16 protein-coding genes and 2 tRNA genes are annotated in these 16,537 nt (G+C 69.2%); 1 reads left to right on the top strand and 17 read right to left on the bottom strand.

Annotation, left to right across the window (positions count from 1 at the left end):
• Nucleotides 1–47: 47 nt before the first annotated feature.
• From L8H00_RS08495 to L8H00_RS08430, 14 genes are all read right to left on the bottom strand, one after another.
• On the bottom strand, nucleotides 48–1,097 hold the full coding sequence (locus L8H00_RS08495; RefSeq protein ID WP_242096867.1) for a Glu/Leu/Phe/Val dehydrogenase dimerization domain-containing protein: 1,050 nt from the start codon (nucleotides 1,095–1,097) through the stop codon (nucleotides 48–50).
• Between the two features lie 37 nt (nucleotides 1,098–1,134).
• A tRNA-His gene (locus L8H00_RS08490) sits at nucleotides 1,135–1,211 on the bottom strand.
• A gap of 48 nt (nucleotides 1,212–1,259) precedes the next feature.
• Nucleotides 1,260–1,979, bottom strand: a complete 720-nt coding sequence (locus tag L8H00_RS08485) for a type II secretion system protein N (RefSeq protein WP_242096866.1) — start codon at nucleotides 1,977–1,979, stop codon at nucleotides 1,260–1,262.
• Nucleotides 1,976–2,452: a type II secretion system protein GspM gene (gspM, locus tag L8H00_RS08480; protein WP_242096865.1), complete on the bottom strand. Its 477-nt coding sequence runs from the start codon at nucleotides 2,450–2,452 to the stop codon at nucleotides 1,976–1,978. Before gspM ends, L8H00_RS08485 begins: the two co-directional genes overlap by 4 nt.
• A complete protein-coding gene (gspL, locus tag L8H00_RS08475) occupies nucleotides 2,449–3,519 on the bottom strand; it encodes a type II secretion system protein GspL (RefSeq protein WP_242096864.1) in 1,071 nt (356 codons plus the stop codon). The genes gspM and gspL overlap by 4 nt, the downstream gene beginning before the upstream one ends.
• Complete coding sequence (gene gspK / locus L8H00_RS08470) at nucleotides 3,516–4,505, bottom strand: type II secretion system minor pseudopilin GspK (protein ID WP_242096863.1); 990 nt, start codon at nucleotides 4,503–4,505, stop codon at nucleotides 3,516–3,518. Before gspK ends, gspL begins: the two co-directional genes overlap by 4 nt.
• Nucleotides 4,486–5,118 carry a type II secretion system minor pseudopilin GspJ gene (gspJ, locus tag L8H00_RS08465; RefSeq protein WP_242096862.1) on the bottom strand — a complete coding sequence of 211 codons (633 nt, stop codon included), beginning with the start codon at nucleotides 5,116–5,118 and terminating at the stop codon, nucleotides 4,486–4,488. Before gspJ ends, gspK begins: the two co-directional genes overlap by 20 nt.
• A 2-nt stretch (nucleotides 5,119–5,120) precedes the next feature.
• Nucleotides 5,121–5,495 carry a type II secretion system minor pseudopilin GspI gene (gene gspI, locus L8H00_RS08460; protein ID WP_242096861.1) on the bottom strand — a complete coding sequence of 125 codons (375 nt, stop codon included), beginning with the start codon at nucleotides 5,493–5,495 and terminating at the stop codon, nucleotides 5,121–5,123.
• Nucleotides 5,485–5,970: a GspH/FimT family pseudopilin gene (locus L8H00_RS08455; protein WP_347340719.1), complete on the bottom strand. Its 486-nt coding sequence runs from the start codon at nucleotides 5,968–5,970 to the stop codon at nucleotides 5,485–5,487. The genes gspI and L8H00_RS08455 overlap by 11 nt, the downstream gene beginning before the upstream one ends.
• A 61-nt stretch (nucleotides 5,971–6,031) precedes the next feature.
• On the bottom strand, nucleotides 6,032–6,514 hold the full coding sequence (gene gspG, locus L8H00_RS08450) for a type II secretion system major pseudopilin GspG (protein ID WP_277924332.1): 483 nt from the start codon (nucleotides 6,512–6,514) through the stop codon (nucleotides 6,032–6,034).
• A gap of 18 nt (nucleotides 6,515–6,532) precedes the next feature.
• Nucleotides 6,533–7,759 (bottom strand): type II secretion system inner membrane protein GspF, encoded by a 1,227-nt coding sequence (gene gspF / locus L8H00_RS08445; protein WP_242096860.1) that lies wholly within the window; start codon nucleotides 7,757–7,759, stop codon nucleotides 6,533–6,535.
• On the bottom strand, nucleotides 7,752–9,257 hold the full coding sequence (locus tag L8H00_RS08440; protein ID WP_242096859.1) for an ATPase, T2SS/T4P/T4SS family: 1,506 nt from the start codon (nucleotides 9,255–9,257) through the stop codon (nucleotides 7,752–7,754). Before L8H00_RS08440 ends, gspF begins: the two co-directional genes overlap by 8 nt.
• A 196-nt stretch (nucleotides 9,258–9,453) precedes the next feature.
• Nucleotides 9,454–11,655 carry a type II secretion system secretin GspD gene (gene gspD, locus L8H00_RS08435; RefSeq protein WP_242097055.1) on the bottom strand — a complete coding sequence of 734 codons (2,202 nt, stop codon included), beginning with the start codon at nucleotides 11,653–11,655 and terminating at the stop codon, nucleotides 9,454–9,456.
• Nucleotides 11,656–11,696: 41 nt separating this feature from the next.
• On the bottom strand, nucleotides 11,697–12,533 hold the full coding sequence (locus tag L8H00_RS08430; RefSeq protein ID WP_242096858.1) for a type II secretion system protein N: 837 nt from the start codon (nucleotides 12,531–12,533) through the stop codon (nucleotides 11,697–11,699).
• Between the two features lie 166 nt (nucleotides 12,534–12,699).
• On the opposite strand from L8H00_RS08430, the gene ppk2 reads away from it, so the two are divergent.
• Complete coding sequence (gene ppk2, locus L8H00_RS08425) at nucleotides 12,700–13,461, top strand: polyphosphate kinase 2 (protein WP_242096857.1); 762 nt, start codon at nucleotides 12,700–12,702, stop codon at nucleotides 13,459–13,461.
• Nucleotides 13,462–13,509: 48 nt separating this feature from the next.
• On the opposite strand, the gene L8H00_RS08420 is transcribed toward ppk2, so the two are convergent.
• The 3 genes from L8H00_RS08420 to lon all read right to left on the bottom strand — a co-directional run bounded on the left by L8H00_RS08420 (nucleotide 13,510) and on the right by lon (nucleotide 16,464).
• A tRNA-Val gene (locus L8H00_RS08420) sits at nucleotides 13,510–13,584 on the bottom strand.
• Between the two features lie 63 nt (nucleotides 13,585–13,647).
• The gene (locus L8H00_RS08415; protein ID WP_242096856.1) at nucleotides 13,648–13,920 is read right to left on the bottom strand and encodes an HU family DNA-binding protein; all 273 of its coding nucleotides are present in this window, start codon (nucleotides 13,918–13,920) and stop codon (nucleotides 13,648–13,650) included.
• Between the two features lie 144 nt (nucleotides 13,921–14,064).
• Nucleotides 14,065–16,464 carry an endopeptidase La gene (gene lon, locus L8H00_RS08410; RefSeq protein ID WP_242096855.1) on the bottom strand — a complete coding sequence of 800 codons (2,400 nt, stop codon included), beginning with the start codon at nucleotides 16,462–16,464 and terminating at the stop codon, nucleotides 14,065–14,067.
• Between the last annotated feature and the right edge of the window lie 73 nt (nucleotides 16,465–16,537).

Genomic DNA, 16,537 nt, shown 5'->3' with positions numbered 1-16,537 from the left:
TCACCTCGGACGTGGCGGATCGGCGTCGGCCCGCGACCCGCCTTTTCTCAGCGCCCGATCAGGCGCTTGGCCAGCATATCGGCCACCTCCGACGCCGGCGCGCCGGTCCGGTCGCTTTCGTCCCACACTTCGGTCAGCCGATCGGGGATGCGGGCGATCCGCGCCTTCACCTCGGCTTCGTCGCCCTGGCCCAGATATTCCAGGCCGACATTGATGATACCGCCGGCGTTGATGACGTAATCGGGGGCATAGACGATGCCGCGCTCGTGGATGCGGCGGCCATCCGCCGCTTCGGCGAGCTGGTTGTTCGCGCCGCCCGCCACGACCTTCGCCTTCAGGCCGGCGATGGTTCCGGCGTCGAGGATCGCACCCAGCGCATTCGGGCTGACGATATCCGCATCGGTGGCGAGGATCGTCTCCGCCGATGCGGTGCTCGCGCCCAGCTCGGCCGCCAGTGCCTCGGCACGGGTCTGATCGACATCGGCGAGGGTCAGCACCGCGCCGTCCTTCGCCAACAGCCGTGCCAGCCCGCCACCGACCGACCCGACACCCTGGATCGCGACTCGCACGCCGCGCATGTCGTCCGCGCCGAGGCCACGCTTCGCCGCCGCTTTCACGCCGAGATAGATGCCGAGCGCGGTATAGGGCCCCGGATCGCCGCCCGCCGCGCCACTCTCCACCGGCAGGCCGGAGACATAGCGCGTCTGGCTGGCGATCACCTTCATCCGCGCTTCGGACATGCCGACATCCTCGGCCGTCACATAGCGCCCGGCGAGCGATTCGACGGCACGGCCAAAGGCTTCGAGCTGCTGCGTGCTGATCGTCGCACCCGGCGCATCGGCCAGCACGACGCCCTTGCCGCCACCGAGGGGCAGCCCGGCCATCGCGTTCTTGAAGCTCATGCCGCGCGACAGGCGCAGCGCATCGGTGATCGCTGCCGAACTGTCGGCATAATGCCAGAAGCGCGCACCGCCCGCCGCTGGCCCGAGCGCCGTCGAATGGACCGCGATCACGGCCTTCAGGCCGGATGCGGGATCGGTGAAGAGATGGACGCCCTCATGGTCGTCGAAATCGGGGAAGCCCCAGCCGCTGGTCATGCGCCATCTTCCGTAAAGGGAGGTCGTCGGGAAAAAATGGGGCGACCGACGGGACTTGAACCCGCAACATCCGGCATCACAAGCCGACGCTCTAACCAATTGAACTACGATCGCCGCGAAGGCGCTGCCCCTAGCGGCTGCGCTTGGCCCGCGTCAAGCACATCAGAAACGTCCTTCGATCGAAAGCCGATATGCGCCCCCTGCCGGGGTGAACCCGGCGGCCTCGAGCCGTTGCGCCGCGGTGGCATCGGCCGGGCGCATCGACAGCGCGGCGCGGTAGGTGCCCGCACCCGTGATCCGCAACGCCACCGATTCGGTCCCCGCCTGGCTCGCCAGCGGGAGAAGCAAGGCGCCGCCGTCGCAGCGCGCGTCGCCAGCGACGCTGGCGGGCAGCACGATCCCGCCCACGCTGCCCGACAAGGCCGCCCGCACCCGGCCCTCGGCTGCGATGCACTGACCGTCGCGAAACCGCACTGTCAGCGCGTCGAGATCGAGCCCGGCGACCGGCAGCGGCGCGAACAGCGTTCCCGTCGGCAGGCTCGCGCTCATCGACTCGACGCCGAAGCCGTGCCGGCTGACACTGGCGGCACCATGCACCGGTCGCGCGGCGCCCCGGCTATCCAGCGCCACGCGCGCACGGCCGACCAGCAGCGCCAGCGGCGAGACGCGCGCGTCGAGATCGCCGAGCGGCAGCCCGGCGAAATGCGCATCGCGCAGCGTTCCGGACCACAGGCTGCCCGACACCGTGCGCGCCGAAAGCCCCTGCTCGCCCGCACCCAGCATGCCGAGCGCCAGCCGCATCGGCAGCAGGAGCACCAAGGTCACGACGAAGACCGCGCCGAGCAATGCCGTCGGCCGCGTCTTTAGGCGGATCGGGGTCATGACGCGCGCACCTTCAACACGAGCGTCGCGCCCACGGTGCGATCGCCATTGTCGGTCAGCGTCGCCGAATCGACCAGGATGCCGGCCGCTTCGCTGCGCGCGAGCCAGGCGGTGAGCGCACCCGGTCGCGCCGAGGCGATGCCGATCTTCACCCGGTCCGGCCCTGCCGGATCGAGGCTGGCGATGACGAACCCCGCCGCCTCGGCGCGGGCGCGAACCGTATCGGCCAGTCCGCCGGTGATCGGCACGCGCCGGTGAAGCGTCGCCAGACGCAGCGCATCGATCCGCGCCTGGGTCTCGCCCAGCCGCTCCACCGCATCGGCGTGGCGCTCGCGCGCGTTCGACAGCCCGTCGCCGACGGGGCGGATGACGAGCGCCCATAACAAGGTGAGCGCAGCGAGCGCTGCCATCACCAGCAACAGCCGCTTTTCGCGCGGCGACCGCCCCGCGAACCAGGTGGATAGCGTGCTCATCGGGGCGACACCGTCATCTCGCCGGTCACACGGCCGGCGTTGGACTGGAACACACCGGCGCGGACGGTGAAGCCTGCCGCCTCCAGCGCACGCTTCAGATCGGTCGCCGCCGATTCGCGATCGGTGGCCACGCCGATCCGCACGTCGCCATTCGCCTGAAAATCGAGCGCGGTGAGATCGACGCCGGGCAAACCGCGCACCGCGGCGAACACCGCGGCGGTGGTCGCACTGAAGCCCTGCCCCGGTCCGCGCACCCGCGCCAGCCGCTCGTCCAGTTGGCGCGCCGGGTCGGTCACCGTCTCGCCACGCGGCAGGCTCTGCCCTGCCAGCGCATCGGCGCGCGCCTGGAGCGCATCCGCCCCGAAATCGTAGCGCGCGATCTTCACCAGATCGATCGCCAGCGTCACGCTCAGCACCGCGACCGAAAGCCAGACGAGCCGACGCACCAGCGCCCAATCGATCGCGAAGCGCTTGCGGCGCGCGAACGGCCCCTGCCGCAGATCGAGGCCAGGCGCATCCGCCACGCGCGCCACGCTCGCCGCGAGCGTCGTGCGATCGAGCGTCTCGGGTGCGATGCCGTGGGTGACGAGTTCGGTCAGCCGGTCTTCGTCGGCGAACCCGCTGCTCGACCCGCGGACCACGCCGCTTCCGCCAAGCTCGGCGCGCACATAGCCCTGCTCGGGGCGCGGCAGCAGCATGGGCGCGGGCACGATCGCCAGCGGATCAATCCCCGCGCTGGCGAGCATCGTCAGCCATGAGTGCATGGTGGCGGCACCCACCACGCCGATCGGCCGCTCCGCGCTGCCCTCGTCCCCGACCGCGACGTGCAGCTCGGCCAGCGGCGAGGCGCTGGCCTCCCCCGCCAGGATTCGCGCCGCCGCGATGCCCTGCGCCGTCGATCGCATCGGCAGTTCCGCCCAATGCAGCGTCACTGCTTCGGCGGGCGCGATCGCGATCACGGGGGCATCGTCGGCGGGGATGCCGAGGCCCTCTTCCACGCGCGCATCCGCGACTCGCATCCAGCGCCATTCGGCATCGCCCGAGGGAAGGAAGAGGAGCGTGGTCACGGTTCGTCCCCCCATTGCCGCGATACGAGCCGCGCGGGAAGCCGAGTCGCGTCGATCGTCGCATGTTCGACCAGCATGGCGCCTCCCAGGCTCACGTCCACGCGCAGATCGAACCATGTCGTCGTCACGCCGGTCTGATCCTGCTTCGCCGCGCCGCCGCTTTGCGCCAGCCCCTGCCAGAAGCCACCCGAATCGGCGAAGCCCTGTGGCGGCCGTTTGACGAGCTGCGCCTGAACCGCACCGACCGAAAGCGTATCGGGCGCGAGCATCGCGATCAGCGGCGCGCGCTCCGGCGACAGCGTGTTGAGGTTGATCCGCGATGGCCGCGGCATCGGTAGCGTGCACACCCAGGGGCGCAGCGTGGCGTAGATCTCGGGCGTCATCCCCGCCACCGCGCGCAGTTCGCTCGGATCGCCCATCAGCGTACCGGCGGTCCGATACGGCACCGCCCTCGCCAGATAGGTGGGGTCCTCCGCACCGTTCGGCTGCGGCTGCTGATCGGTGTCGATCCAGTCGGCCGTGGAAGCCGCGATCTGCTCGGCGGCGCCCGCCGGAACCTGCAGCAGCCGCATCAGGCGTGCGAACTCCGTCCGCGTCGTCTCGTTCATGACATAGGTGCCCACCGCCGCCTGTGAGACGAGCCCGTTGAGATTGAAGCAATTGCCACCATCGGTCACGCGTGCGGTCGCCAGTCCACCACCGGGCAGCGGCAGCGGATAGGGTTGGTCGCTCCAGCCGCCCGCCAACGTCACCCGATCCGGGCTGCGCGCCAGCAGCGACGACACGCGCGATAGTGCCATCGTCTCGGCGGCATAGGCCCAACCGCGCGCCTGCCCCGTCACCGCGGCGTTGCCCGCCAGTCGGGTGGTGAGCCTGAGCTTCTCGAGCGCGGCACCCGCCATCACCGCGACCACGGCGACGATCAGCAGCACCGTCAGCAGCGCCGCGCCGCGCTCGGATTCGCGATCAGCCGGCACGGGGCACATAGCCGGTGCCGACCAGCATCAGCGCGCGATACTGCATGCCGTCGTCGCGAACGATCCGCACTTCGATCGCCTGCGGCAGGGGGATGCCGTTGCTGCCGTCCCAACGGTCGCTCCACGCGCCGCGAAAGCGATAGCGCAACGCCACCGCCATCACATGATCGAGCATCGGCGCGGCGACGAGCGGCGCGGCCCCGTCGAGCTGGGGCCAGACGATGCGCTCGAGGCGGTGGCCGTCGAGCGTCCAGGCCAGCTTCTGCTCGCTCGGCCGCGCGGCACCATCGACGTTGGACCAGCCACCCCGCACCATCCGCAGCATCGGCGCCACCGTCGACCCGGCCTCGCCCGCAAAGGCCGGCAGCACCGTCCCGCGCTCGTCGCGCGTCGGGCGGACGATCGCCTGGGCGCAGTCCGCCGCCAGCGCCGAGACGGTCCGGTTGAACGCGGCATTGTCGTCGAGCTTCGCGCCAGTCGCCGCCTGCGCCCGGATGCTGAACGACAGGATCGCGGTGCCCGCCAGCGCCAGCATCGCGAAGATCAGCAACGCGACCATCACTTCGATGAGCGTGAAGCCCGCATCCGCCGCGCATGGCTTCCGGGTAGGGCCCTCGCCCATCCTCAGGCGCCCGTCGCCGGATCGGGCGGTCGCACGAGCGACGCGCGGCCGAGCACCTGGCCGCGCGGATCGGTCACGACCACGTCGATCGTCACGATCCGCGCATCGCCGAGCGGCGTCACGGTGCGCGTCCAGTTCCACTGGCGGCCACCATTAACCTCGCCGCCGCGAACCACACCGATCGTCGGCGCGCGCGCGTCGGTCAGCGCCTCGATCGCGACGTTGCGCGCGACCATGTCGCCGACGAGGCTGCCGTCGAGCGTGGCCGCGCCGCGAATCGTCGCGCTCTCCAGCCGCACCAGCGCCAGCACCGCGAGGCTGAAGACCGCCAGCGCCACCATGACCTCGATCAGCGTGAAGCCGCGTTCACTCCGCATCGGCGCGCACGCTGCCGTCCGCGCCGATCCGCACCACCGCCGCGGCCCCGGCGCGCATCAGGCGGACATCCGCGGGCCGGTCGACCAGCCCCGTAGAGTCGAACGTCACCCGCGTCCGCCCGCCCTCGTCCGGCACCACGGCGCGGGTGCCGTCGTTCCAGCTCGCCACCCTGAGCGGCGCCTCGGCCAGCGGCAGCCATCGCCCCGCGACGCGGCGATCGAAACCATAGCCGCCCGTCGTCACCCAGAGGCTGACCGGGCGATCGCCGACGATCGCGGCATCGTGCGCCGATCGGGCGCGCGCGGCGAAGCGCATCGCCTCGTCCAGCACGCGGCCGCGGGGATCGGGCATCGCGAGCACCGCCGCGGCCGATGCCAGCGCGATGATGGTCACGACGACCATCAGCTCGACCAGCGTGAAGCCGTGTCCGGCGGAACGCTCCAGCGACTCGGAGCCGTGTTCGGCGGAACGCACCGAGCACGTGAAGCCGTGGTCGGTGGAACGCCTAAGGGACGCGTAGCCCCGTTCGGGCGGGTTACTGCCAGCTTCCGATATCGGCATCGATCCCCTGCCCGCCTTCCTTGCCGTCGGCGCCGAAGGTCCACACGTCCGCATCGCCATGCGTGCCGGGCGAGGCGTAGAGATACGGCCGGCCCCAGGGATCGTTGGGCAGCTTCTTGAGATAGCCCCCACGCTGGTAGCGCGACGGATCGGCAAGGCCGGCGGGCGCCACGACCAGCGCGTTCAGCCCCTGCGTCGTGGTCGGGTAGTTGAGGTTCTGGAGCTTGTAGAGTTCGAGCCCCCCCTCGATCTGCGCGATATCGGCCTTCGCCTTTTCCTCGCGCGCCTTGTCGCCCGACGGCAGCACGTTCAGCGCCACGATGGTCGCGAGCAGGCCGATGATGACGATGACGACCATCAGCTCGACGAGCGTGAAGCCGCTCTCGCCCTCCCCGGGCTTGCGCGACGCAGCGGACGGGCGGCGCCCGCGGGGGCGAAGATCATGATGGGCCGTCATGGGAAACCTCATTGGCGCCTATTGCCCCGCAAGCGTGTTGAGCTGCAGGATCGGCAGCAGGATGGATAGCACGATCGTCGCGACGATACCGCCCATCACGACGATGATCGCCGGCTCGAGCAGCGAAAGCGCGGTGGCGGTGAAGCGGTCGAACTCGCGTTCGAGATAATCGGCGGCGCGTTCCAGCATCTCGTCCAGTCGCCCCGCCGTTTCGCCGCTCGCGGTGAGATACGTGAGCAGCGGGGGAAAGACGCCGGTCCGCCGCATCGCGGCCGACAGGCTGCCGCCGCCGCGAATCGCCTCGACGATCTCGTCGGAGGCGACCCGCAAGCGGCGGTTGTGGATCGTACTGGCGGTGAGGTTCAGCCCGTCGAGCAGCGGCAGGCGACTCGCGACCATGGTGCCGAGCGTGCGCGCCATCCGTGCCGCGTGCAGGTCGCGCAGCAGCCGCCCGAGCAGGGGGATGCGCAGCAGCCAGGTGTCGAAGGCGAGCCGCAGGCCGGGCTCTTTCAGCGCCTGCCACAGCCCGACGCTGGCGAGGATGACACCCAACAGCATCATCCACCAGGCATGAACAAGGAAGCTCGACGCCCCCATCACGATCCGGGTCAACAACGGCAGTTGCTGGCCGACATTATCGAATTGCTCGACAACTTGCGGTACGACGAACATCATCAGCGCCCCCACCACGCCCATCGCCACCACCGCGAGGATCGCGGGATAGGCAAGCGCGGTGATGAGCTTGCCGCGGATCTCCGCCTGGCGTTCGAGCAGCGCCGCCAGCCGATCGAGGATCGTCGGGAGCGAACCCGAACTCTCGCCCGCGGACACCATCGCGCGGTAGAGCGCCGGGAAGCTCTTGGGCGCGCGCGCCATCGCATCCGCCAGCCGGCGCCCCTCGACCACGCCCGCATGCACCTGTTCGACGATGGCACGCACGGCGTCCTGCTCGGTCTGGCGGGTGATCGTGCGCAGCGATTCCTCGAGCGGCGAGACGCGGTTCAGCGTCGCGAGCTGGCGGGTGAAGAGCGTCAGCTGCTTGCCCGACATCTTGGGCGTGCCGAGCTGCAACCCGAACAACGGCCGGCCGCGCGAGGCCTGGGGCGGCGCGCCGGCCTCGATCCGCACGACATAGAGGCGGCGGCCGTCGAGCACGCCGCGTGCGGCATCGATCGTCTCCGCCGCGACATGCCCACGCTTCTCCGCCCCGCGCGTATCGATGGCGAGATAGTCGAAATCAGCCATTCACGGGCAAGGCCTGCGCTTCGTCGACATCCGCCGCATCGCGCCGCGACACCCGCACGGCTTCCTCGGCGGTGGTCAGCCCGTTCAACACCAGATCGCGCGCCGCCGCCGCCATGTTCGGCAGCCGGGCAAAGGCGTGCGCGGCGATCGCGCTTTCGTCGGCGCCGTCGTTGATGAAGCGGCGGATCGTCTCGTCCACCCGCACCGCCTCGAACACGCCCATCCGGCCCTTGAAGCCCGACTGGCCGCATTGCTCGCAACCCTGCGCCACATAGACGGTGGCATCGGGCGCGATGCCAAGCAGCGGCGCGACGGTCTCGCGCGCGGGCACCGGCTGGCGGCACGCGGGGCAGAGCCGCCGCACCAGCCGCTGCGCGATCACCGCGCGCAGCGTGGAGGCCAGCAGAAAGCTTTCCACCTTCATGTCGCGCATCCGGGTGATCGCGCCGATCGCGTCGTTGGTGTGGACGGTGGACAGCACCAGATGCCCGGTGAGCGAGGCCTGCACCGCGATCTCCGCCGTCTCGCGATCGCGGATTTCGCCGACCATCACCACGTCGGGATCCTGGCGGAGGATCGCGCGCAGCCCGGCGGCGAAGGTCAGGCCCACCTTGGGATTGACCTGCGTCTGTCCCACGCCGTCGACCGCATATTCGACGGGATCCTCGACGGTCAGAATGTTGCGGCTGCCGTCGTTCAGCAGGCGCAGCGCGGCATAGAGGCTGGTGGTCTTGCCCGATCCCGTCGGGCCGGTGACGAGCAGGATGCCGTTCGGCTCGGCCAGCGCTTCCTTGAGCAGCGCATAGAGCGTGGGCGTCAGCCCCAGCGCCTCGAGATCGATCCCGGCATTGTCCTTGTCGAGGATGCGCAGCACGACGCGCTCCCCGGCGCGGCTCGGCAGCGTGGAGACGCGCACGTCGAGCAGCTTGCCGCCCAATGTCAGCCCCATCCGACCGTCCTGCGGCACGCGGCGTTCGGCGATGTCGAGCCGCGCCATCACCTTGATCCGGCTGACGACCACGGGGGCGACGTGCGGCGGCATCCGCAGCGTCTCGCGCAGCACGCCGTCGATCCGCATCCGCACGACGAGGCCGGTCTCGTACGGTTCGATATGGATGTCCGACACGCCGTTGCGCGCGGCATCGGCGATCACGCCGTTGATGAGCCGGATCGCGGGCGCGTCGTCCGCGGTGTCGAGCAGATCCTCGGCGGTGGGCAGATCGCCCGCGAGCAGATCGAGCGCGTCGCCCATGCCGACCGCCGCGAGCGCGGTCGCCTGCCCGTCCATCGCATAGGCGTCGGAGAGCAGCCGGTCGAACGCGGGCGGCGCCACGAACCGCACGTCGAACGGCCGGCCGAGATGGCGGCGCAGCTCGAGCAGCGCCTTGGGATCGGCCCCCTCGCGCATCGCCACCGCCTCGCCATCCGCCACCACGCCGAACTTGCGGGCAAAGGCATAGGGGATCGTGGGAGTGATCGGAATGGGCTGCGTGGCCATCAGCCTGCTTTCACCCGGCCTGTTGCCGAATCAGGGAAGGATGCGATCGCAAGACCAGTTCCCGGGCGAAGGCCGGGGCTCAGGTGGGAAGGCTCCCGTGACGACGCGCAACGGCTTGCCTCTGCCGTCTCCCACCTGGCCCCCGGCCTTCGCCGGGGAACGAGCAGCGCCGGGGAACGAGTTGCGTCGGCCCCCATCACTTCGTCCGCTCCGCCCGCGCGCGCGCATGGGCGCCGGCGCTGGTGACCACGGGGACGGCGACCCGCGGATCCTCGATGCTGCCGCGCATCGGCGCATGCGGGATCGGGGGTGCGGCGTTCATATAGTCGCGGACGAGTTCGTCGATCGACGGTTCGACGCCCGGCTGGCCCTCTGCCTGGAGCCCGCGCAGATAGCCATAATGCTGTTCGGTAATCCGCCGGCTGTCCTCGGCGGTGCGCAGGATGGTCGGGCGGATGAAGATCATCAGATTGGTCTTCGTTCGCGATTTCGCCTTGGATCGGAACAGGTTGCCGAGCACCGGCAGATCGCCAAGCACCGGCGTCTTCTCGATCGTGCGGCGCTCCTCGTCGCTCAATAGGCCGCCGATCACGACGATCTGGCCATCGTCCACCACGAAGGTGTTCTCGATACCGCGCTTGTTGAGGATCAGCTCCGAATTGCTCGCCGACACTGGCCCGGCGATCGAGCTGACCTCGAGCCGCAGATAGAGTTTCAGCGCGCCCGACGAGCTGATCTGTGGCTTCACGTCCAATTGGATGCCGACATTCTCGCGCTGCACGGTGCGGAACGCGTTGTCGAGATTGTTCGACGCGAGCGACAGCGCCTGCCCCGTGGTGATCGGGATCTCCTGCCCGACCAGGCTGTGCGCCTGCTGGTTGTCGAGCGTGACGAGGTGGGGCGCCTGGAGCAGGTTGGAGGCGGTGTCGCTCTTCACCGCGTTGATGATCGCGCCGATGATCGTATCGCCCACCTTGCCCGCGCCGCCGATGAACCCGCCGGTCGATCCGAGGATAGAGGTGAGCGCGGACTGGGCGAGCGTGTCGCTGATCGTGCTGTTGGTGCTGGTGGTGACGGTGCTGCCGTTGATCGTCGTGGTCGTGGTGTTGAGCGCGCGCGCACCGACCGCGCCGGCGATGGTCAGCAAGTTGGGCACCGCGTTCGAATAGCTGGTGGCGGCGAACGCGCCGCCCTTCAGATTGCCGAGCAGAAGCTGCGCGCCGAGCTGGCTGGCGGTGGCGTCGGACACTTCGGCGACGATCGCCTCGATCTGCACCTGTTCGCGGCGGATATCGAGCTGGCGGATCACTTCGGCGAGCTGGCGCTGCACCTCAGTAGGCCCTGCAATCACGATCGCGTTGGCGCCGGCGAAGCGCGTGACGACCGCGGCCGTCCGCCCGCCCTGCGTCGAGACCGCCGCCTGCTGGCCGGTCGCGGTGCCGCCGCCGGTGCTCGAGGATTGCGGCAGCGTCACCGGCTGCTGCGCCACCTGGGTCACCGCGCCGGTGCCCGAGCCATTGCTGCCCGAGGTCTGGAAGCTGCCGCGCGACAGCGTCGTCTCGGCAACCGTGTCGGGCGACTGGCCGACGAGCCGCTGGAGCACGGGCAGCAACTGCTCGGCATCGGCGTTTTCGAGGAACACCACGCGGATGTCGGTGCCGCTGCGCGCCTTCTGGTCGAGATCGGCCGCCACCTGCGCGAGCCGCGCCACCGCCGCGGGATCGCCGCGCAGCGCCACCGCGTTCGAGCTTTCGACCGCCACGACGGACACGCCGCTGCCGTTGGATCCCGCTGCCGCGCCGCCGCCGGCCGTTCCCGTCGCACTGCCGGCCAAGCCCTGCAGCGCGGTCGCGATTTCCTTGGCGTTGGCGTTCTTCAGCGCGACCACACGGGTCGCGGCGCCATCGGTGTCGATCCGGCGCAGCACCTCGCGGATGCGACGGATATTGTCGGCGAAATCGACGATCACCAGGCTGTTGCCGCCGCGATTCGCGCTTACCGACCCCTGTGCGCTCACCAGCGGCCGCACCGTATCGACCGCCGACGTCGCGTCGATCGAATGGAGCCGCACGATCTCGGTGACATAGGCATTGCGGTTGGCGCCCGCGGCGCCGACGCGGCTCGGCTGGGTGGCGGCGTTGTCGAGCGGCTGGACGCGGAACGCGCCGCCCGCGGTCGGCACCGCGACCAGCCCGTTGGCGCGCAGCGTGGAGAGGAACACCTCGAAATATTCGGAGCGGCTGAGCGGCCGGTCGGTGACGACGGTCACCTTGCCCTGCACCCGGCTGTCGATGATGAAGGTGCGCCCCGTCACCTTAGCGGCATCGGCGATGAAGGCGCGGATATCCGCGTCGCGCACGTTGAGCGTCGTCTGCGCGGCCAGCGGCGCGACCGCCATGACGGGCGCGAGCAGCAACGCGGGGATCAGATAGCGTGGGTTCATTTGGAGGGTGCGACCATGATGGAAAGCGGCAGCGTGTCGCGCCCGCGTTCGACGATGAGGGGGATGCTGCCGCCGCCGGCGAAATCGGTGACGAGCCGATCGATATCCTGCGGCCCGGTGACCGGCCGGCCGCCGATCGAGGTGACGACGTCGCCGTCGCGCAGCCCCGCCTGGCGGAAGAGCGCGCCGCTGCCCGACGACCGGACGACGAGGCCGCTGATCCGCCCCGCGTCGATCCGGGGGATGAAGCCGATCTCCTGCCGCAGCTTCGCGACCGGAACGCCCTGCGCGGGCGGTGCGGGCGGCGCGCCGACGCCCGGTGGCGGAAGCGCGCCCGCGGCGCCCGGCGGGACGGCCGGCGCCGCGCCGGACTGGTCGAGGAACAGGTCCTCGCTCGTGCCGCCGCGATCGATCGTGACGTGGTCGAACGCCACCATCTTCAGCCGGACGCCCGGCTGGATCTCCTCACCCACCGCGACGCTCTGCTGCACGCCGTCCGCGCCTGCGATGATCGCCGAGCCGCGGCCGGTCGCGTCGTTCAGCCGCGTGCCGAACAGCGTGAGATTGAGCGCGGTGACCGTGGCGGGCGCCGCCGCGCTCGACCGGAAGAAGGGATCGAAGCCGGTGAGGATATCGATCGGCGCACCCGCCGTCACCGGCGCCAGCGGACGCCAGTCGCCGAGCGGCGCAACCGGGGTGACCACCACCCAGACGAGCCGCGCCGCCTGGATGCCGAGCAGCGCGAGCAGCGCCAGTTCGGCGAGCGAATAGACGTTGGCGGGCCGCACGCGCGCCAGCACGCGCCCCATCCGCGCATCCATTCTCAGCCGCATCTGCCCATCCCGAACCGCACTTCACACCCCTGCCATGGAACCGTCCGATCGCAAAGGCTTCGCGCCATTCTCTTTCCCGATCCCTGGCATGCCGCCATGACGACTTTGCGACCTTCGGGGCCGATCCACGTTATCCTTTCGCATTCATTCCGCCGGAAGGACCCCGATGAGCCACCAGACCGACTCCCTCAGCAAGCTTGAACGACTGCAGCTCGGCCTCGTGCGCACCCAGATGGCGGCGGCCGAGAGCGGCGAACGGATCGTGGTGGTGCTCGAGGGGCGCGATGCGGCGGGCAAGGACGGCACCATCAAGCGGATCGTCGAGCATCTCTCGATTCGCAACACGCGCGTGGTGGCACTGCCCAAGCCTTCCGACCGCGAACTCGGCCAATGGTATTTCCAGCGCTATGTCGCGCATCTGCCGACGGCGGGCGAACTCGTGATCTTCAACCGCTCCTGGTACAACCGCGCGGGAGTGGAGGTGGTGATGGGCTATTCCACGCCCGCGCAGCAGGCCGAGTTCCTGCGCGACGCCCCCGAATTCGAGCGGATGCTGGTCGAAAGCGGGATCCACGTCATCAAGCTGTGGCTGGATATCGACAAGGACGAGCAGAAGGCACGGCTGGACGCGCGCACGCACGATCCGCTGAAGGCGCTGAAGGTCTCGTCGCTCGATGCCGTCGCGCAGAAGAAATGGGATGCCTATACCGCCGCGCGCGACACGATGCTGACGCGCACGCACACGACGCTCGCGCCCTGGTATTGCGTGCGCGCCGACGACAAGAAACGCGCGCGCCGCGCGGTGATCCGTCATATCCTGCACCGTGTCGCCCCGGCCGACATCGCGCACGACGTGGGCGAGCCCTCGCCGCATCTGCTGTTCCCGTTCGAGACGGCAGCGTTGGAAGACGGACGGCTCGCGCGCTGAGCCCGAAACCAGAACGGCCCGCCGAGCGATGCTCGACGGGCCGGATCATGGTGGGCGCGACAGGGATTGAACCTGTGACCCCACCCGTGTGAAGGGTGTGCTCTACCGCTGAGCTACGCGCCCGAAACCGGGAAGCGGGCCTCTACGCGGGGCATCGCCCGCTGTCCAGCCCGCAAAATCGCAAAATCAGTTTACCGAATCCTTCAGCCCCTTGCCCGCCTTGAACTTGGGCTGGCTCGACGCCTTGATCGTCATCGGCTCGCCGGTGCGCGGATTGCGCCCGGTCGACGCCTTGCGCTTCGAGATGGTGAAGGTGCCGAAACCCACCAGGCGGACCTCGTCGCCCTTCTTCAGCGCAGCCGAGATCGCGTCGAACACCGCCTCGACCGCCTTGCTCGCGTCACCCTTGGTGAGCCCGGACGTGTCCGCGACCGTACCGATCAATTCCTGCTTGTTCATACTCGATTACCCCCGGAAATGCTTGGCGCGCGCCGGAGTCGGGGCGCGCACGCGAACCCCAATAATGCGAGCGTGCTGCCCCAAGTCAAACGAATCCGCCACGTTCCCGTAACGAAACGTGGCGGATCGTGCGCCGAATGGCGCTCAGTGGTGCATTTCCCCACCCACCGGTGCGATCGGCGCAGGCGGCAGCGCGGCAAGCTCGTCCGCATCGGTCCAATCGATCGCGATCAGCGGCTCGACAAGCGCCAGACGCAGCACCTCGTCGACATGCGCCACCGGCACGATCGTCAGCCCCTCGCGCACGTTCGCCGGGATCTCGGCCAGATCCTTTTCGTTCTCCGCCGGGATCAGCACCGTCTCGATCCCGCCGCGAAGCGCCGCGAGCAGCTTTTCCTTCAGGCCGCCAATCGGCAGCACCCGGCCGCGCAGCGTGACCTCGCCTGTCATCGCCACCTCCTTGCGGATCGGCACGCCCGTCAGCGTCGAGACGATCGACGTCACGATGCCGATGCCGGCCGAGGGGCCGTCCTTCGGCACCGCCCCTTCGGGCAGATGGACGTGCACGTCCTTGCGCTGGAACAGGCTGGGCTTGATGCCATAGCTGGGTGCACGCGCCTTCACATAGCTGAACGCCGTCTCGATCGACTCCTTCATCACGTCGCCGAGCTTGCCGGTGATCTTGGCACTCCCCTTGCCGGGCACGGTGACGCTCTCGATCGTCAGCAATTCGCCGCCCACCTCCGTCCAGGCGAGGCCGGTGACCGCGCCGATCTGGTGCTCGGTTTCGCTGAGGCCATGCCGGAATTTCTGTACACCGGCATAGTCGGACAGATTGTCCGGCGTGACCGTCACGCTCGCCGTCTTGCCCTCCAGGATCTGGCGCAGCGCCTTGCGGCATAATTTGGCGATCTCGCGCTCCAGCGTGCGCACCCCCGCCTCGCGCGTATAGCGCTGAATGAGCGCGCGCAGCCCCTCGGGCGTCAGCGTGAACTCGCCGGGCTTCAGCCCATGCGCCTCGATCTGCTTGGCGACCAGATGCCGCTCTGCGATCTCGACCTTCTCGTCCTCGGTATAGCCCTCCAGCCGGATGATCTCCATCCGGTCGAGCAGCGGCTGCGGCAGATTGAGCGTGTTGGCGGTGCACACGAACATCACGTCCGACAGATCGATGTCGATCTCCAGATAATGATCGTTGAACTTCGCGTTCTGCTCGGGATCGAGCACTTCCAGCAGCGCCGAGGCCGGGTCGCCGCGGAAGTCCTGGCCGAGCTTGTCGATCTCGTCGAGCAGGAACAGCGGGTTCGACGTGCCGGCCTTTTTCAGGTTGGTCACGATCTTGCCGGGCAGCGAGCCGATATAGGTACGCCGATGGCCGCGGATCTCGGCCTCGTCGCGCACGCCGCCGAGGCTCTGGCGGATGAACTCGCGCCCCGTCGCCTTGGCGATGCTCTTGCCGAGCGAGGTCTTGCCGACGCCGGGCGGCCCGACGAGGCACAGGATCGGCCCCTTCAGCTTGTTGGTGCGCGCCTGCACGCCGAGATACTCGACGATCCGGTCCTTCACCTTCTCGAGCGCGTAATGATCCTCGTCTAGTACCCCCTGCGCGGCGGCGATGTCCTTGCGGATCTTCGACTTCTTGCCCCAGGGCAGCCCGAGCAGCACGTCGAGATAATTGCGCACGACGGTCGCCTCGGCGCTCATCGGCGCCATCGTCTTCAGCTTCTTCAGCTCGGCGGTCGCCTTGGTGCGCGCCTCCTTGCTGAGCTTCATCGTGGCGATCTTCTGCGTCAGCTCGGCGATCTCGTCGCCATCGCCCTCCTCGCCGTCATTGCCGAGTTCGCGCTGGATCGCCTTCAACTGCTCGTTGAGATAATATTCGCGCTGCGTCTTCTCCATCTGACGCTTGACGCGGCTCTTGATCTTCTTCTCGACCTGCAGCACGCCGAGTTCGCCCTCCATGAGCGCCAGCGCCATCTCCAGCCGCTTGGCGGGATCGACCTCGACGAGGACGGCCTGCTTGTCGGCCACCTTCACCTGGATGTTGGCGAGGATCGCGTCGCCCAGTTGCGAGGCCTTGACGATCTCGCCCAGTTGCTGCGCGGTCTCGCTCGGCAGCTTCTTGTTGAGCTTGGCATAGGCCTCGAACCCGTCGACCGCCGATCGCATCAGCGCCTCGACCTCGATACCCTCGGCCTCGCGCTCGTCGAGCATCACGACCGTAGCGGTCAAATGGCCGTCCTCGGCCGCCGCCAGTTCGTCGAGGCGCGCGCGCAGCTTGCCCTCGACCAGCACGCGGACAGTGCCGTCGGGCAGCTTCAGGAGCTGGAGCACGGTGGCCGTCACGCCCACCTCGTAAAGGTCCTCGCGATCGGGATCGTCCTCGGCGGGGTCGAGCTGGGCGACCAGGAAGATCTCCTTGTCGGCCGCCATCGCGGCTTCCAGCGCGGCGACCGATTTGTCGCGGCCGACGAACAGGGGAACGATCATGTGCGGGAAAACGACGATGTCGCGCAGCGGAAGCACGGGGTAGGTCTGGGTCATGCGAACTCCGGGGCCGCTTCAACGGGAAGCGGCATTGGCTCGGTATATGGGGAGTATGGCGATTCCATCAATC

This window comes from Sphingomonas sp. CROZ-RG-20F-R02-07, from assembly GCF_022662335.1.
Classification (GTDB): domain Bacteria; phylum Pseudomonadota; class Alphaproteobacteria; order Sphingomonadales; family Sphingomonadaceae; genus Sphingomonas.
Note: the sequence above shows the minus strand (reverse complement) of the source record. Positions and strands in the feature narration are given on the sequence as shown.

Excerpts from the sequence above, each read along its gene's own strand:
- gspD (WP_242097055.1), bottom strand. The coding sequence starts at position 11,655 with ATGGCGGTCGCGCCGCTGGCCGCGCAGACGACGCTCAACGTGCGCGAC.
- L8H00_RS08430 (WP_242096858.1), bottom strand. The coding sequence starts at position 12,533 with ATGCGGCTGAGAATGGATGCGCGGATGGGGCGCGTGCTGGCGCGCGTG.
- L8H00_RS08495 (WP_242096867.1), bottom strand. The coding sequence starts at position 1,097 with ATGACCAGCGGCTGGGGCTTCCCCGATTTCGACGACCATGAGGGCGTC.
- L8H00_RS08440 (WP_242096859.1), bottom strand. The coding sequence starts at position 9,257 with ATGGCCACGCAGCCCATTCCGATCACTCCCACGATCCCCTATGCCTTT.
- gspG (WP_277924332.1), bottom strand. The coding sequence starts at position 6,514 with ATGACGGCCCATCATGATCTTCGCCCCCGCGGGCGCCGCCCGTCCGCT.
- lon (WP_242096855.1), bottom strand. The coding sequence starts at position 16,464 with ATGACCCAGACCTACCCCGTGCTTCCGCTGCGCGACATCGTCGTTTTC.
- gspF (WP_242096860.1), bottom strand. The coding sequence starts at position 7,759 with ATGGCTGATTTCGACTATCTCGCCATCGATACGCGCGGGGCGGAGAAG.
- gspM (WP_242096865.1), bottom strand. The coding sequence starts at position 2,452 with ATGAGCACGCTATCCACCTGGTTCGCGGGGCGGTCGCCGCGCGAAAAG.
- gspI (WP_242096861.1), bottom strand. The coding sequence starts at position 5,495 with ATGCGGAGTGAACGCGGCTTCACGCTGATCGAGGTCATGGTGGCGCTG.
- L8H00_RS08415 (WP_242096856.1), bottom strand. The coding sequence starts at position 13,920 with ATGAACAAGCAGGAATTGATCGGTACGGTCGCGGACACGTCCGGGCTC.
- L8H00_RS08485 (WP_242096866.1), bottom strand. The coding sequence starts at position 1,979 with ATGACCCCGATCCGCCTAAAGACGCGGCCGACGGCATTGCTCGGCGCG.
- gspJ (WP_242096862.1), bottom strand. The coding sequence starts at position 5,118 with ATGGGCGAGGGCCCTACCCGGAAGCCATGCGCGGCGGATGCGGGCTTC.
- gspK (WP_242096863.1), bottom strand. The coding sequence starts at position 4,505 with ATGTGCCCCGTGCCGGCTGATCGCGAATCCGAGCGCGGCGCGGCGCTG.
- ppk2 (WP_242096857.1), top strand. The coding sequence starts at position 12,700 with ATGAGCCACCAGACCGACTCCCTCAGCAAGCTTGAACGACTGCAGCTC.